General features: G+C 67.4%; 11 protein-coding genes. 5 read left to right on the top strand and 6 right to left on the bottom strand.

The genetic code is table 11. The annotated features are described in order from the left end of the window. Positions 1 to 274: 274 nt before the first annotated feature. Positions 275 to 1,105, top strand: a complete 831-nt coding sequence (locus SLUN_RS40525; protein WP_217505822.1) for a cutinase family protein — start codon at positions 275 to 277, stop codon at positions 1,103 to 1,105. 719 nt (positions 1,106 to 1,824) lie between these two features. On the opposite strand, the gene SLUN_RS28560 is transcribed toward SLUN_RS40525, so the two are convergent. Both SLUN_RS28560 and SLUN_RS28555 read right to left on the bottom strand, forming a co-directional pair. Further along, complete coding sequence (locus SLUN_RS28560) at positions 1,825 to 4,251, bottom strand: ABC transporter permease (protein ID WP_108152856.1); 2,427 nt, start codon at positions 4,249 to 4,251, stop codon at positions 1,825 to 1,827. Then, positions 4,248 to 5,000, bottom strand: coding sequence for an ABC transporter ATP-binding protein (locus SLUN_RS28555; RefSeq protein WP_108152855.1), 753 nt, complete (start codon positions 4,998 to 5,000; stop codon positions 4,248 to 4,250). The genes SLUN_RS28560 and SLUN_RS28555 overlap by 4 nt, the downstream gene beginning before the upstream one ends. A 266-nt stretch (positions 5,001 to 5,266) precedes the next feature. On the opposite strand from SLUN_RS28555, the gene SLUN_RS28550 reads away from it, so the two are divergent. The 3 genes from SLUN_RS28550 to SLUN_RS28540 all read left to right on the top strand — a co-directional run bounded on the left by SLUN_RS28550 (position 5,267) and on the right by SLUN_RS28540 (position 7,559). Continuing rightward, positions 5,267 to 5,845: a TetR/AcrR family transcriptional regulator gene (locus tag SLUN_RS28550; protein ID WP_108152854.1), complete on the top strand. Its 579-nt coding sequence runs from the start codon at positions 5,267 to 5,269 to the stop codon at positions 5,843 to 5,845. 236 nt (positions 5,846 to 6,081) lie between these two features. Then, the gene (locus SLUN_RS28545; RefSeq protein ID WP_217503704.1) at positions 6,082 to 6,609 is read left to right on the top strand and encodes a helix-turn-helix domain-containing protein; all 528 of its coding nucleotides are present in this window, start codon (positions 6,082 to 6,084) and stop codon (positions 6,607 to 6,609) included. Positions 6,610 to 7,193: 584 nt separating this feature from the next. Beyond that, positions 7,194 to 7,559: a lipocalin-like domain-containing protein gene (locus tag SLUN_RS28540; RefSeq protein ID WP_108152853.1), complete on the top strand. Its 366-nt coding sequence runs from the start codon at positions 7,194 to 7,196 to the stop codon at positions 7,557 to 7,559. Here the strand turns inward: SLUN_RS28540 and SLUN_RS28535 are convergent. Then, entirely contained in the window at positions 7,552 to 9,678 is a 2,127-nt protein-coding gene (locus SLUN_RS28535; protein ID WP_108152852.1) for an NACHT domain-containing protein, read from the bottom strand. The genes SLUN_RS28540 and SLUN_RS28535 overlap by 8 nt on opposite strands. 287 nt (positions 9,679 to 9,965) lie before the next feature. Between SLUN_RS28535 and SLUN_RS41565 the strand changes: the two genes are divergently transcribed. Next, entirely contained in the window at positions 9,966 to 11,018 is a 1,053-nt protein-coding gene (locus SLUN_RS41565) for a tyrosine-type recombinase/integrase (RefSeq protein WP_257153807.1), read from the top strand. Positions 11,019 to 11,139: 121 nt separating this feature from the next. Here the strand turns inward: SLUN_RS41565 and SLUN_RS28520 are convergent, their stop codons facing one another. From SLUN_RS28520 to SLUN_RS28510, 3 genes are read right to left on the bottom strand one after another with little or no spacing between them, the layout of a single operon-like run. Further along, entirely contained in the window at positions 11,140 to 11,571 is a 432-nt protein-coding gene (locus SLUN_RS28520; RefSeq protein ID WP_108152851.1) for a hypothetical protein, read from the bottom strand. Next, on the bottom strand, positions 11,568 to 13,730 hold the full coding sequence (locus SLUN_RS41560) for a site-specific integrase (RefSeq protein ID WP_254710136.1): 2,163 nt from the start codon (positions 13,728 to 13,730) through the stop codon (positions 11,568 to 11,570). The genes SLUN_RS28520 and SLUN_RS41560 overlap by 4 nt, the downstream gene beginning before the upstream one ends. Then, entirely contained in the window at positions 13,727 to 15,571 is a 1,845-nt protein-coding gene (locus SLUN_RS28510) for a hypothetical protein (RefSeq protein ID WP_108152850.1), read from the bottom strand. The genes SLUN_RS41560 and SLUN_RS28510 overlap by 4 nt, the downstream gene beginning before the upstream one ends.

Genomic DNA, 15,571 nt, shown 5'->3' with positions numbered 1-15,571 from the left:
CCTCACGTCCAGCTACACAGCCCTGGCGCAGACCCCCGAACCTACGCCCGCGGACACACACACCACAGCACCGGCGACACCGACGCCGACCCCGACGCACACGACGACGTCGCCCAGTCCCTCGACGCCCACGCCCAGCCCGTCGACGTCTGCCCCTAGCGTCGCGCCCCCGGCTGTACCCCCTTCGGTGAGTCAACCATCCGAACAGCCCTCGGTGCTGGGTGAGTCGACCGAGGGGTCGGCCACGTGTGAACATGGCGTCAAGATCGTCTACGTGGGTGGGTACAACGACCCGACCCACGGAACGTGGGCAGTCGACCCTCTGGCCCGGAAGCTGAAAGAAGCTGGCATCAAGGTCCTCAACCCCGAATTGCCGGGCGGCGGCGTGACTCCCGATGAGGTGGACTACCCCGCTCTGACGGGCGGCGTGAACGTGCCGGGGCTGGAATCTGTGACGGACAAAGGTGCCGAGAACCTGATCGAGCACCTGGACAAGGAACCGAAAGACGCCTGCCTCGTACTCGTTGGCTACTCCACAGGAGTCATTGCCATCGAGAAAACCCTCGACGATCTCCCGGACGCCGTGGCCAACCGCATTCGGGCTGTCGTCCTGTTCGCAGATCCCGAGAACGTCACACCTGTCCTGCACGGAAGCTCGGAAGCTTTCGCGGGACGCACGATCGAACGGTGCAACCCGGGAGACCTGCTCTGCAGCGACGTCCAAGAGCGTCTGCCACGCCAGCAGCTTCTGGAGCAGCTTGACGCCTGCGGACGCAATGAACGGGGTGGTCTCGTTGGCGCAGTCAAGTGCCTCGTCAGGCCGCATCTACCCCAAGGCTACGAGGAGAGTGGAGCGGCAGAATCAGCAGCAGCAGAGGCAACGTGCCTCGTGACGGGTTGTCGCAGCACGCACACGGTGGTGAGTGGAGACACGCTGTGGGGCCTTGCTGAGAGGACTTACGGTGACGGCACCCAGTGGCGGAGGATCTACGACGCCAACCGATCCGTGATCGAGCAAGCTGCGCGGGACCATGGGTACCCGTCGAGCGACAATGGCAACTTGATCTTCCCAGAAACGGCTCTGGTCATCCCACCCAGCGGCTGACTGACGCCCAAGATCGCTCCCCAATATGAGAGGACCCCGGCCAAGCCGGGGTCCTCTCTGCCGATCATGGCTCTGTTCTCGTATACGGCCTTGTACTGGCAGGCTCGCGTATTTAACTGTCGCCAGTTCTCCGTGGGGTCCAGCCTCTGGTGACCGTGTGTGGTCGCTGGGGGCGTATCGGCTTCAGGTCTCTCCGGGACTCGCCGGCGATCTTGGTCGTGGTGACGTGGTGATACCGAGGGCGTCGGCATCACCAGGACGCGCTGGCGACCGGCCGCAGCCCGCCCGGCCGGTCGTGGGGAGTACGCCCGCCGCACCGGAGCGTTGGACGAGATGGTTCTGTCGCAGTCGCCGGAGGAGAACCGCTGCACCCGGCGGCGCAGGTCGTCCAGGACGCCGAGACGCCATTTGAAGTGGTGCACGCAGGCGAGTGCGTCCGTATCGGGCTTGTGCCCGGGGGCTGGAGCTACGACAGGTCCTACGGGAAGTCGCAGCAGCTTGTGACACTCCCCGCGGGAGATGGCACTCGCGGACAACCACCCGAGCCCGGCCCGGCGCCCTCCGGGCCGGGCCGGGCAGTGCCGCTACGAGCCTATGGTGCCTACCCGTGCGGGTTGAGCGAGTCGAGTACGGGGAGCCCGTTGATGCTCACGTGGATGATGAACATGATGGCGGCCAGGGCGAGCACGATGAGAAGGATCTTCTTCACAGCGGTCCTTTCAGACTGCGGACAGGGCTTCACGGACGGTCAGCCGGCCGGCGCGCCACGCCGCAGCCATGGTGGCCGCGGCTGCCCCGACCAGGACGAGGGTCAGCCACAGCAACACGGCCGGGCCTGACAGGTTGAAGGGCAGGGGCAGATGGAAGGCCTGATCGCCGACGAAGTCGCCGAGCACCCGCGTCAGTGGTAGCGCGACGACGACGGCGATGGCCACGCTCATCGCCGCGACCAGCACGCCCTCACTGACGACGATCCGGCGTACCGCGCCCGGCGTGGCCCCGACGGCGCTGAGCACGGCGAACTCCCGGGTCCGCTCGATAACGCTGGTGCTCATGCTGGAGCCGAGGCCGAGCAAACCCACCACGCCCATGGCGGCGGCCAGGGCGAGCAGGATGGCGATGAGCACGGCCACATGCCCGTCCAGCGCTGTCTCCAGCTGGTCAACAGGCACGGCCGAGGCGACATTCACCCCTTCCGTCGCGAGCGTGCGTTCGATCTGGTTCAGCGCGGCCCGGCGGGCGTCGTCGTCGTGACCCTCGGTGGTGACCCGGATCAGCGAGGCCTGTCCGGGCACCGGGACGGCCCGTTCCATGCCGTCCGGCGTGACGTACGCCGTGCCGTGGGTGCCGAAGTTGGAGACCAGCCCCACCACGCGCCAGGTGGAGGGCCGGTCGGCGACGGTGAGTGAGACCTCGTCACCGACCTCGATGTCCTGGTATATCGGGACGAGCTGGTTGAGCACGACCGCGTCGGTGTCATCCGGCCGCAGCGACCGTCCCTCGATGACGGGCAGGGTGAGCATGGAGCTGTCCGGCGGGGCGGCCGTGATGCTGAAGCTGCCATGCCCGCCGTCGGGGTAGGTGTGGCTGACGTCGAGGCCGTCCGTGCCGGTCATCGCGGTCTTCCACGAGGCGACCGCCTCCACATCGGCGACGCCGGGCAGTGGGCGCAGCAGTCCGTCGAGCGTGGCGGCGGATACCGGCTCGTTGAGCTTGACCTCCAGGTCGTAGTGGCGGTTGGCCTGCCCCTCGTTGACCAGTGCGGTCCATGCGCCGGCCGTATTCAGGCCGGTGATGAAGAGACCGCCGCCGACGGCGAGCAGGGTGAGGTTGAGCGCGAACCGCCCCTTGCGCCGCATTGTGTTGCGCGATGCCATCACCAGCGACCGGTCGACGCCGCGCTGCGACCCCAGCCATGCCGTGAACCGGGTGCCCCGTACGGAGCCGTCCCCCGTCCCGGTGCCGTGGTCGTCGATGGCCTGCCGCACGGTGACGCGGCTGCCCCGTACCAGCGGCACGAGTGCGACGAGCAGCGGGACGCCGAGGCCTGCGAGTAGCTGGACGGTGAAGACCCAGGCGGGGACCGCGACGCTGACCAGGTCGATGTTGAGGAGTTCCGAAATGACCCCGGCGAGGTAGCGCCCGGTCAGCAGGCTCGGCACGATCGACAGGGCGGTGGCGGCCGCTGCGATGAGCAGGGCCATGAGCAGATACAGCTGCAGGATCTGGCGGGTACGCGCACCGACCGCCTTCATCATCCCGATCTGGCGTATCTGCTGGGCGAGGAGCCCTCCAAGCATCGTCGCCACCAGGATGGCGCTGAGCACGACCGAAAGCCCGGCGAAGACGAGCAGCAGAGTGGTGACGGACTCCATCTGCGACATGTGCGGATGGCGGTAGGGCGGCGGCACCTCGATCGCGGTGACGCGCAGGCCGCGTTCGGCGAGTACGGCACCGGCCCGCCCGGCGGCCTGTTCGATCTCCTCGGCGCTGCGCGTCGGGTGAGCGGCGTCCGGGCCGACCACGAGCTTCAGCTCGTCGAGCGCGACGTTCTCCCCCAGGCGCTGCAGCGCCGCCTCGGTGAGGTATCCATAACCGACGGTCTCCTGCTCCGAGGGAGCCAGGCTCGGGTCGTGCACCGACCCGGTCACGGTGACGCGCTGGGGCTTGCCGTTCGGGGTCTGCACCTCCAGGCTGCCTCCGTTGGCCACGCCGAAGTAACTCAGGGAGCTGCGTTCGAGCAGCATCTCGGCGGCCGGCGTGGGCCAGTCCCCCTGTTCGACGGTGAAGCTGCTGATGCGCATCGGGTCGTCGGGCGCGACGACCCAGAGCATGAACTGCTCCCAGCGGCCGTCGACGCGGACCCTGGCCTTCACCGAGCCGCGCACGGTCGCGTCGGCGATGTCGGGCTGGTCCAGGACGTCGGCGACGGCTGCCGCGTCGGGCTTGCCCGACAGGTGCAGGGTCGCCGACGCCGGGTGGGTGCCCAGGTAGTTGCGGTCGATCTCCCGCAACACGATGGTGCGGGCGCCCAGGACGGCGCCGACCGCGGTGAGGCTGACCGCGATGGCGAGGATCATCATGGCGGTACGGGTACGGGCGTTCCACAGGTCCCGCGCGACCTTGCGCCAGCGTAGCCGGGTCATGCCGTCACCCCGGCGGCACTCGCACCGGCGCCCGCGACCCGGCCGTCGGCCAGCGTGATCTCGCGGCTGATGTACCGGCTGACGTCGCGTTCGTGGGTGACCATCACGATGGTCCGGCCCTCGGCGGTGAGGTCGGTGAACAACTGCAGCATCGCGTCGCCGGTTTGCGAGTCGAGATTGCCGGTCGGTTCGTCGGCCAGCAGGATCGGCGGGTCGTTGGCGAGCGCCCGGGCGATGGCGGCCCGCTGCTGCTGGCCGCCGGAGAGAGCAGAGGGCAGTTTGTCGGCCTGCTCGGCGATGCCCATGCGCTCCAGCAGGGCGAGTGCGCGCCCGCGCCGCTCCCCGGCGGGGAACGTGCGGCAGAAGTCCATGGGGATCATCACGTTCTCGGCGACCGTGAGAGTCGGCAGCAACTGGAAGAACTGGAAGACCAGGCCTACCGTCCGCCCGCGCCAGGCCGCGAGCTCGGCCTCGCGCAGCGCGTGGACGGCCGTGCCGGCGACGCTGATCTCCCCGGAGGTCGGCCGATCGATGCCGGCGAGGAGGTTGAGCAGCGTGGTCTTCCCGCTGCCCGACCGCCCGACAATGGCGACGAACTCGCCGGCCTCGATTTCCAAGTCGACGCCCGCGAGTGCGGTGAAGGCACCCGAGGAGAGGTTGTATTCCTTGACGATGCCGCGCACCCGGATTGCCTGGGTGCCGGGATCGACACCCCCGGTGCCGGACGCGGGCAACGTTGTGTCGCGCATGTGGTGGTACCTCCAGAAGAAGCGGCGGCGAGGGCCGAGAAGCTGTGCCCGTGCCCCGAACCGGCCGGCTGCGAACGGCATTTCTATGTGAGGCGAGCCGAAGCCTGGCCCCGTACCGTTTCCGAACGATAGGTTTGAAACCGAACAAGGTGTTCGGCTCCTACGTAATCGCGAGTTGCCAGGGCAGGGCAACCGTCAAAGCGAGCCGAGCTGTTCGAAACGAAACAGCCGGCAGCGAAATGTTCGGTCAGAGACGGGAAACGCACATGGCAACGGGTCCGGACAGGCGGGTACGCAAGACCAGGCAGGCGCTGCACTTCGCGCTGGTGCAGCTCATGATGGAGAAGGGGTATGAGTCCGTCACGGTGCGGGACATCATCGAGCGGGCCGATGTCGGCCGCACCACGTTCTACGCCCACTTCACCGACAAGGAGGACCTGCTCCGCCACGGCGTCGAGAACCTGCAGGACGAGCTGCGCGAGGCGGGTACCGCCCGGCCCGCCGGCACCGGCCGGTTCTTCGCCTTCAGCCTGCCCCTGCTGGAGCACGCCTACGACAACCGCCACCTCAGCCCGCTCCTGGTGGGGCGGCGGGGTGGCCCGCTGTTGCGGCGGTGGTTCGACGAGATGGTCGCCGACCTCGCCCGCGAGGAGCTGTCCCGGCGGCTGCCGGCGCGGCATCCGACCCGGGTACCGCTCGCCACGGTCGTGCCGTTCGTCGCCGGCGGGTTCGCGTCGCTGCTGACCTGGTGGATTGATGACGGCCTGCAGTACCGGCCGACAGAGCTCGACGAGATGTTCCACGCGGTGGCCGTGCCCGGGGTGAGGGACGCCCTCAACCTATGACGGCGAGCGTCGAAATGAAGTCCAGGCCCGTTGTCGCCCCAGGACGGCCGCACCGCCCGGTGGGACAGCAGGTTCGCTGGGCGCCTGCTTCCCGGCAGACCAGAATCATGTAACCCGGGCTTGGTACTTACTGGCGGGGCTCTCCTAATGTCCTGCGCCAGTAGTTGATCGTTAGTTGTGGTGTGACTTCTGCTGCTGGTGCGTCAGTTCCTCGTCGAGGCCCGAAGCTGGAACCGATGCTGCTGTCCGCTGATGAGCGGGCGATGTTGGAGCGGTGGACGCGTCGGGCCACATCGGCCCAGTCCCTGGCTCTGCGCGCACGCATTGTGCTGGCGTGCGCGGGGCCGGAGGTGCCACCGATCGTCGCTGTCGCCCGGGACCTGCGGGTGAGTGCCGACACGGTCCGCAAATGGCGGCGGCGGTTCCTCGCCGACCGCCTGGACGGCCTCGTGGATGAGCCCCGGCCGGGCCGGCCGCCCACCATCGGCGTCGATGAGGTGGAAGCGGTCGTGGTCACGACGCTGGAGCAGCTTCCCAAGAACGCTACCCACTGGTCGCGCAAATCGATGGCCGAGCACAGTGGTCTGTCGAAGTCGACCGTGGGCCGGATCTGGCGGAAGTTCCAGCTCAAGCCGCATCTGACTCTCCGTGACTCGCATCAGATGCGAGAAAACCGCATCCTATGCGAACCCTCAGAGAACCCGCAGGTCAGCCCCTCGGGTGAGTGGCGTCAAGGTCCTGCCGGCCGCTATCGTCACCGGTAACGCAGGCGCACAACTCCACGGGATCGCGGCGCGGTTGACACCCCCACGCAGGCCGGTTCGCATACCGTCGCGAATTCGCGTCTGATGCAATTGGCGGCGGTTGGACCAACGGGACAGCCATTAACGCTAAGCAGTTGATCTTGGTTGCGTAGCAGGTCGGAGCACGATCGTGGGGCCTTGTACGGAAGACCGGCGCCGGGCTGTCGCCTGGGGCTAGGGTCGCCGGGAACCGGCGCGGGCTGACCGCGCTCTTCTGGTCGAACATCAGCCCTTACGGCACCTTCCGCTTGGAGATGGACAAGCGGCTCGATCTCAAGCTGTCGCCCGGCGTAACCCAACGCAGTAGCGCGTCGCACGCTGGCGCGCGCCCCTGACGGAGCCGGTCGGAAGCGATGCGCCCCTGGTCTTCGTCGGATGCGCTGGGCTGACGTATTCCTTCGGATCGATCAGATTTAATCGATTTATGTCAGTTGCAACGTTTCGATGTGGTGAGTCGGTTTGCGGGCGGACGCTGAGAGTGAACGGTGTGTTGCGGGCTTGGAGGATCCGTGAAGTTAGCTCGACTCGCAGTGGTACCTGCGACTGTGCTCTGTGTCCTGCTTACCCTTGGCGGCTGCGGCGGGGGCGACGGCGGGGCAGGTGACACATCAGGCGGGTCCGCTGCTTCGTGCGGCGGCTCGGACGACCAGGGTCAGGGCATACCGGCCGCGCTGATCGGAGACTGGAGCGGCGGCAGTTCCGATGGCTTCAAGTCTTCCGTCTACAGCTTCCGTGAGGACGGTTCATTCAGCCAGGACATCCGCGGCGTGCGCATTACGGGCCGCTTCGCGGTCAGCGGGAACCAGTTGACGATGTATCCAGACGGGGGAGCGCCGCTCACGTTCCAGTGGGGCATCGGACAGGGCGGCTACCTGTATCTCGACGGTGAGAGTTACGTTCCCTTCAGGTGATCCCGTGTCCTGCTGGGGACGTGGCCGCGAGCCACTGCTGGAACTCGCGGTGGCGGAACTGGTAGGCGCCGCCGGACGTGCGGAGCAGGCCGACCTGGTGTGACCACTTGAGAAACCGCCCGAGCCTTCGGGGAAGTTGACCCTGGAGACACAGCAGGAATACCAAGTGCCTTCGACCGCCGCCGAACACCATCACCCAGCGCGCAGATACGGCCAGCAGGCCGACGGCTGCGATATCGAGGCCGGGCACTGAGGTGATCGTAAGCGTGTTTGAGAACGACATCACCCACCATGCGGTCATCGTGGAAATCCCGGCGGCGATAAACATCAAGCACCCGATGAGGAGATCACCCCGGAATACGTAGCGCCACCTCACCGCCGTATTGACGTCGGTCGGATACATGCTGGTAAATGCCTGGCTGATACCGGAGCCTTCGAGGATTATGGTCCCCATCCAAACCGACCAGAAAATAATTAAGGTCGGAATGAAAGTGACGAACCAATCCCATCCGATTCCGGAGAACAGCAAGGCCGCCGGAAGGGAGACGAGGCCACCCAGCGCGGCAAGGACGAAAGCAGGGGGCAGTCCCGTGATCAGAAGCAACAGGGTCGCCTCGGAGAACACCCGCCCCCAGGGCACACAGGGAGGGAAGTCGCCTGCCTGCCCAGCCGCTTTCCATGCCATCAGCACAGCGCCAAGGCTGATCAAACCGATCAGTTCAGGACTCCAAATTCCAGTGAGGAGGGGAACGGGTAGCAGGAGAAGCAGGAAGAGGAGACCAGCCGCCGCGGCATCCAGGTAGCGCACGTGGTGCTCGCCGGCGATCGGCCATAGCTGATGTTGGTGGATACGCTCAACAGCAACGGGCCGGTTCTGCAGGTGGCAGGCGATCGTGCTGAGCCAGCGCCTCACTCTCTCGGCGTCATACCGCGTCGCTCCCGAGTCCACGACAGCCGGGATGAACAGAGACAGAAGGCGGTCCCTCAGCGCCTGTGTCGTGGTGCAGGTGAAGAGCTCCGAAGGGTCGCCGCTCCTGTCGTAGACCGTTTTGACCAGGAAGAGCCACCAGGGTGTGGTCAGCGTCTCACGCAGCACAGCACCGTACTGCGGATCGGACCACCTCGCCGGCAGGGCGTCGAGGAAAGCCCGCCAACGCGGGTCGTGCTCGAATAGCACAGTCAGGTGGGCTTGGATCTGGACATAGCTGATGGGGTCGATGTCGATGCCGACCGCGTGACACAGACGCTCGGTCACGGGCAGGCCGTTGTAGTGGTCGGTGCGGCACATCAGAATCAGGGGTTGCTCAGCCACCACGGCCCCGTATTCATTGAGGACTTTCAACGCGGCCAAAGCGCGAGGTGCCTGAGGGTCCGGCAGCTGCCTCCCATCCGGGCCACGCACAGGATTGCCGTCCCCGTCGGTGAGGCCCGGGTCCATTTCGTCCAGTCCGTCCAAGACCGGAAGCACAAGCTGATGCTCCAAGATCCAGGTCGCACGTTCCTCGGAAATACCAGCCTTGATCACATGGTCGATCAGGAGCTTCTCCAACGGGACCTTGGTGTCCCATTCGGCCAGTGAGACCCGCACGGGCACGGGTCCATCCGGCTTGCGCCGCTTGATGAGTTCCCGCACCAACTCCACTGACAGCACCGTCTTACCAGCGCCAGGAGCGCCTGTGATGACGAGGCGGGGCTTCGTGCATGACTGGTAGTAGGTGGCGATGTCGGGGTAGTCGGGGCCCGCCGAAGGGCCGTTCCCCTTCAACTGTCCCTGTTCCGGGCCTTCGCCACGGGCCCTGTCGTAGGGACGACGGGTGAAAGTAAGCGTGAGCCGTTCTTGGTCACCCCCAACCAGAGCACGCAGCTGCCGCCCTTCGGTCTTCCTGACCTTTCCCGCCAGCGTGCCAGCCGCCTTCTCGGCGAGTTCGAGCGCGTCGTCCGGCTGCGGCCAGGCCGCCTTCAAGCCAGCCAGCGCGATCGGGAGGCCAACCGCCGCATACACCAGCGCCATGATCGAGGACGTGTCGCCCGGGTTCTGGTTCCCCCTCCACAGTTGTACGACCGCCCAGCCGCTCGCGCCCAGCATGCCCAGCCCAGCGACGAGCTCAGCCAGCCCCATCCAACGCCTCCGAGTCATGGCTGAAGTGTGTTCAGAGCGCCCGACAACGGATAGGCCGGACGGCCAGACCGTGACAGAAACGGCACAGACGGGCGGTCCTAGCGCGGTACGCACATTCTGTTAGCCACCAGGAGAGCCACTTGCCGCAGTAAATACCGGATTTACTGCGGCGGACCCTCTACCGTGATCACCGCGACCTGCGGCGGGCGATTCCGGCCGCCGGGGTGAGGTGTACGCATTTACTGCGGCAGCGCCGAGAGGGCGGGACGGGCGTGACGATCGAACCAGTGACCGAACCCGGGGGCGGGGGCGCGCTTCGGCTGCCGCGCGCCCGCGTGGTGCCCTTGTCCGCCCCGCCGTCGTCGTACACCGCGGCGGTCGAGCGGTACCTCACCGGCGCGGGCATCGCCAAGTCCTCCGCGCGGATCTACCGGATCTCACTGACGACGTGGGGATGGATGTTCGCCGGCGAACCCGCGCCGACCGGACCGGCCCGCCGGGGCGCGAAGCCGCCCGTCTTCCCCGCCGCCGCGATCGACGACCCGGCGCTGCCCGAAGTGCTGGCCGAACTCGCGGCGGCCCGGGCGGATGAGATGGACGCCGACACCGTCAACCGGGAGCTGTCCATCGCGCGCAAGGCGATCGGCTGGTGGCAGCGCCAGGGCTGGATCGAATGCGATCCGACGATCGGCATCGAGCGGCGCCCGGCGCCACCGGACCGCACCAAGGCCCTCTCCGAGAACCAGATCGCCGCTCTGTGGCGCCTGGACATCGGACTCAGGGAGAAGACGTTCTGGAAGATGCTATATGAGTCCGCCGCGCGGGCCGATGAGGTGCTGTGCCTGAACGTGGAGGACCTGTACCCGGCGGACAAGCGCGGCAGGATCACCGCCAAGGGCGGGGCGACCGAGTGGATTCACTGGCAGTCCGGCACCGCCCAGCTGCTGCCCCGCCTGATCGCCCGCCGCACTCGCGGACCGCTGTTCCTGACCGGCCGCAAGGCCCCTGCCGCGACAGCGACGCTCGACATGTGCCCGGAGACCAGCCGAGCGCGGCTCTCCTACCGCCGGGCTGAGGAGATCTTCGAGGAGAACACCCGGCTGCTGGCCAACCCGCTCGCCTCACCCTGGGACATCGAGGACCTGGACGGCTGGACCCTGCACCGGCTCCGCCACAGTGCGCTCACGCACGACGCGGAAGGCGGCACCTCCACCCCGATGCTGCTGGCCCGCTCCCGCCACGCCTCCGTCCGCTCCCTGGAGCGGTACGCCCGCCCCGGCGTCGACGCGGTCGCCCGGCACGTCGCGGAGCGCGACCTCGCCGCCCGACGGAAGCACTGACGCCTCAAGATCAACTATTGGCGGCTTCTGGGCTCACCTCGGCGACACCCCACTTCGAGCCTGATCTCGATCTTCGACTGGCCAGTCCCCATACCGTGAATGTGTCCCTCTGTGTCCCTGTTCAGGGCAAGGGCTGGCGACGTCGTGGCAGTGTCCTGACCTTGGCAGCGTCGGCATCGCGCCCCGACAGGGCTGCGTATTCCAGCGCGAGCTGGTTGAGGGCCGTCGCATAAATCTCCAGGCGGCTCTCGAGCTGACGGCAGTACTGGCGGAGCTCAGCGTGCTCGCGCTTCAGGTTTTCAAAGGCGTCAGCGGACTGGGCTGCCGCTTTCCGCTTGCCCTCTGCCGCTGCGGCCTCGGCCTGAAACCGATCCTTGAGGTCGGTGTGCTGGTGGGTGAGGTGCCAGCGTTTGACGTCGGCCTCAATCGCCAGCTGGGTGACGTTCAGGCGTCCGTTGGATCGGTGCGGGGTGCCGGCGAGGAGGCGGTTGATGGCGGCGATGATCTCGCGGCGGACTGGGTCGCCCTCGCCGTCGAGAGGGAGGACGGTCATTCCTGGGCTCCGCGCTGATGATCTTCGATGATTGCGCGGAGCCGGTCGAGTTCGTGCTGCTCGCGCGCGTGACGGATGGGTGGGGCGAGGGGGTCCGTGACGATCCCGGCGAGCTCTTCCACGCGTTCTTGGATGACCTCGATGTCTCGGTCGGTGCGGGCGAGGCACTGGCAGCGGGGGCGGCAGTCGTCGGTGTCGGGGGTGACCATGGAGTCGTCCGCCGAGCCTCTGAGCTGGCAGGCCGCGACGGCGGGGTTGAGGACGCAGGTCATGCCCTCGCCGTGGTGGATCTGCAGGAGTGGGTTGCCGAGCATGTCGCGGGCATGCCGTTCGCTGTTCAGGACGCGGCCGGCGAACTCGCGGCTGGCCGCCTGGACGCGGTAGCGGTAGGCGTCGGCGGCAGGTCCGCTGACGTGCTCGCCTGCGAGGAGTCGTTGTTCGTCTTCGGCGATGCCTTCCATGCGGAAAAGCCAGTCCTCGAATGCGTAGTCGTCCAGGAATCCGGCCTCGTAGGAGCCGGCGTAGCCCTGGAGCATTTGGGTGTAGGCATGTCCGTATTGAATGGATGCGGCGATCAGGCCGCGGGGCTTGCGCCGGATGAACCAGGCCAGCGTCCGCCGGAAACGGCTGGCTGCGATCGGTCCGGCGGCGTCGGCGGGAATGTGATCCTTGCGGCCAAGCTGCTGGCAGCGCTCGTTGACCCAGGCGGCGAACTTGGCCAGATCCTCGGCGATGATCCGGTCTGAGCGGGCTTCACCGCGGCGTTTCGGTTCCTTGCCGGGCGTTTGCTTGATCGGCTTGAGCCGGTTCGGGAAGAGCAGGTGACTCTCGTGCAGTCGCTCAAGGACCGCAACGGCCCGGGAGACGAGCTCGATGACCACCCAGGGGTCTTCGCGGAGGGTGCCTTCCGGGATCTTGTTGCCGTCCTCGCCCTCGGCGCCCTTGAAGTAGAGCCCCTCGATGAACCACAGGCTCGTGTCCTTGTCGAAGTTGACGCAGCCCCGCCGCAGGTTGAGGACCTCTCCGACGCGGGCGCCCGAGAGGTAGGCGACGATGATGAAGCAGGCTGTGCTCAGCAGCCGGGCCAGCCGCGGGGCCTGGTCGAACGTGATCCGTGGATGCCAGGGGTGCCCGTCCAGCTGGGCGGTGGCAGGGGTGTCGAGGTAGATGTCCTCACCGACGGGCAGTCCGGATTCCATGATCATGCGTCCGGACGCCGTGACCTGGAACGAGCCCGCACAGTTCAGCAGCGCCGCGATGTGGCGCCAGGCCAGATCCAGGGTGCCGTCGTCACGTCGGGTGCCGGGCAGGCTCTCGCCCCGGCTGCGGAGCCTGGCGAGGTAGGCGGTGACGTCGGCCTGAAGCTCGCCGGACTGGCGTCGGCGCCGTTTGCCCCGCATGCGCTCTGGGCGCCGCGCCAGCAGGGTCTGGTATTCGTCCCAGGAGGCCAGGATGTCCTCGCTGAAGTCCTCCAGGAAGCGAATGGCCCACCGCAGCAGGGCCTGCATGGTGTGCTCGCTGATCCGCTTCGTGCGGTTCTCCCGGTCGCCGCGGGTTCGTTCGAGCAGGTCCTGGGTGTCTTCGCCGTCCCAGGGGGGCGCCTCGGGAAGCCGCAGGTAGAACGGCAGAATGCTGCGGTGGATCCACAGCCGCCGGACTTCGGTGATGCGGCGGTAGCGCTTGTGGATGGCGACGTCGTCCCCGTCAAGCGCGTCCAGGTAGTTCCAAAGGATGTCGTGGGTGACCTGGCAGAACTCGGTGATCCCCTGGCCCGCGAACCACTTCAGGACGTGCTGCAGGGAACCGTAGAAGAAGATCTCGATCGTGTGCAGTGCCGTGCGGCCCGTCACCGAGCGCCGCATGGTGCGGGCCTCCGGGTGGTTGATCAACTGCCAGACATAGAACTTCGTGGCCAGCCGCAACGAATCGGGGACGACCTCGAAGTTCAGGGACTGGGACCGTGCATGGTCCTCGAAGATCCCGGGGTTGAGGTCCCAGCGGTTGTCGGCGAAGCGCGACAGCCGAGCCGTATCGACGTCACTCCTGATCTGGCGGTTCATCAGCACGAGCGTGTCCGGGCCCGGCCAGATGGTGCCTTCTGGGAGTCCTTCGGGAAGCCCGTCCGGCTCGCCGAGCATGATCGGGGCGGGAGATGTCATCGGATGTCGAGCTCCCTGTTCAGCAGGCGGTCCGCGAGCTTGTGCTCGGCGGGCCCGGCAGATCTGCGGGCATCCTCGACGGCCGTGTCGTCCGCCTGGTCCAGCAAGTCAGCCAGCTGTGCGTGCGGGCCGGCGAAACGCTCGGCCCATTGCAGCGGGCCCATCTGCTCGCGCCGCTCGGCGAGCCGGTCGTGGACGACAATCTGCAGCGGAAGGTGCCAGGGCAGGGCCCTGGCGCATTCGCAGTCCAGGCAGAGCAGGAACGAGGCCCGGCAGGGCTCCCCCGGGTTGTAGGAGCCGTTGTTGTTGTCGGCGCAGGCCCCCAGCACCGTGTCCAGCTCCCCCGCGAGCATCCGCTTGAGCACCACCGGCTCCAAGCCCATCTCAGCGGCAGCCTCTTCGACGTTCTCCTGAGCCTGGGCCACCTGCTCAGCGGTCATCGTGGTGATCTTGGACCGGGCTCGTGCCTTGGCGACCTCGGCGGTCAGCGCCTGGGCGACGACCGTGCGGTATTCGTTGATGTTGCCGCGGTTGCGGACCAGGTAGCGGGTCGCTGTCCGCTGCGTGTGGGCTACGGGCTTCTGGTGGAGCTCGATGTAGGTCATCCGCAGCGTCTCCAGCCGCAACGGCCGCAGCGGCAGCGGCCGGCCCTCCTTGTCCACCTCGTCCGAGGGCAGGTTCCAGACTCTGCCGAGGCTGCTGATCAGCGCTCCGTCCGTCCGAATCGGGCGCCAACCCCGGCCCTTGGCAGCGCCCGGGCCGCCGCCGGAGGACATGTAGGTGACCAGGAGGCGGTTGCCGCCGGCGAAGTGCCGGGCCCGTGCGGTCAGGTCGTGGATCAGGACGTAGAGACCAAAGGGTGTGTGCAGGATGTCCCGCGTGGGCAGCTGATCAGGTTGTTCCGGGATGCTGATCCAGTCCGGGACCTCGGTCAGCGCCAGGTCCATGTAGGCCCGGCTCTGGCGACGCGGCTTGCGCAGGCCAACAATCGCGGTGCCGGGTCCGACCCCGCCGTCCGCCCGGTGGTGGGCGGCTGTCATCTTCAAGATCGGCTCCGGGTTCTGGCCCGTCATGACGCCGAACAGCACGGCGACGGCGGCGATTTCCTCCGGGGTCAGATAGAGCCACCCAACGACGTCCTTGAGCTTGCCCTTCGACATCACCCAGGTTTCGGGGGCGTAGGAGATCACTCCGCCGGCTTTGCGCATCCGGCGGGGAACGTCACCGACACGGTCCAGATGGTCAAGGATCTGGAGGCGGCGCCGCAGGTGGACATCGGCGCTGACGTCGAGGTCCCCCGCGCGGAACGTCTCCAGCACCTCGCGGTTGCCGCGGATGCGCGTCTCCGCCGAGCGCAAGGACGTCCGCGCGGCCTGCGCGATCCTCTTCAACTCGGTCCGGCTGTAGCTGTGGGCGGGCTCGCCCTCGTGGCGGGCCGGCAGGGCCCCGGCGAGTCGGCCCGCCAGAGCGTCGCTGGTACCCGCTGTTTGAAGCAGCAGCAGGCGCAGATCTGCCAGTTCGTTCGAGGCGGTCTTGATGCCCTCGGCCTTGCGGTGGTCGTAGAACCCGTCGAAGTGCCCGGGGGCGACCTCAGCCGCACTCTGCGGGACGACTTCCAGGGCCATGAGGTAGCGGTCGAACGCCACCAAGGCCTGGTGGGACTTCTTGAAGGAGTGCTGGGAAGTCAGCCCCGCTCCAGGCGCGGTGCGGGCGACCAAAGCCGCGATCAGCGGCTCGCGCAGGGCCTCGGGAATGGTCAGAGCCGACACGTCGAAGTCGACGCGGTCCTCGCCGTCCTGGCTGTAGCACCGGACGATCCGGCGGCCGTCCTCGGCCGTCAT

Source organism: Streptomyces lunaelactis (genome assembly GCF_003054555.1).
In the GTDB taxonomy this organism is placed as follows: Bacteria; Actinomycetota; Actinomycetes; order Streptomycetales; family Streptomycetaceae; genus Streptomyces; species Streptomyces lunaelactis.
Note: the sequence above shows the minus strand (reverse complement) of the source record. Positions and strands in the feature narration are given on the sequence as shown.

Bases quoted from the DNA above. Each gene is read 5' to 3' on its own strand.
- SLUN_RS28520 (WP_108152851.1), bottom strand. From the start codon at position 11,571: ATGACCGTCCTCCCTCTCGACGGCGAGGGCGACCCAGTCCGCCGCGAG.
- SLUN_RS28535 (WP_108152852.1), bottom strand. From the start codon at position 9,678: ATGGGGCTGGCTGAGCTCGTCGCTGGGCTGGGCATGCTGGGCGCGAGC.
- SLUN_RS28555 (WP_108152855.1), bottom strand. From the start codon at position 5,000: ATGCGCGACACAACGTTGCCCGCGTCCGGCACCGGGGGTGTCGATCCC.
- SLUN_RS41560 (WP_254710136.1), bottom strand. From the start codon at position 13,730: ATGACATCTCCCGCCCCGATCATGCTCGGCGAGCCGGACGGGCTTCCC.
- SLUN_RS28560 (WP_108152856.1), bottom strand. From the start codon at position 4,251: ATGACCCGGCTACGCTGGCGCAAGGTCGCGCGGGACCTGTGGAACGCC.
- SLUN_RS28510 (WP_108152850.1), bottom strand. From the start codon at position 15,571: ATGACGGCCGAGGACGGCCGCCGGATCGTCCGGTGCTACAGCCAGGAC.
- SLUN_RS28550 (WP_108152854.1), top strand. From the start codon at position 5,267: ATGGCAACGGGTCCGGACAGGCGGGTACGCAAGACCAGGCAGGCGCTG.
- SLUN_RS28545 (WP_217503704.1), top strand. From the start codon at position 6,082: ATGCTGCTGTCCGCTGATGAGCGGGCGATGTTGGAGCGGTGGACGCGT.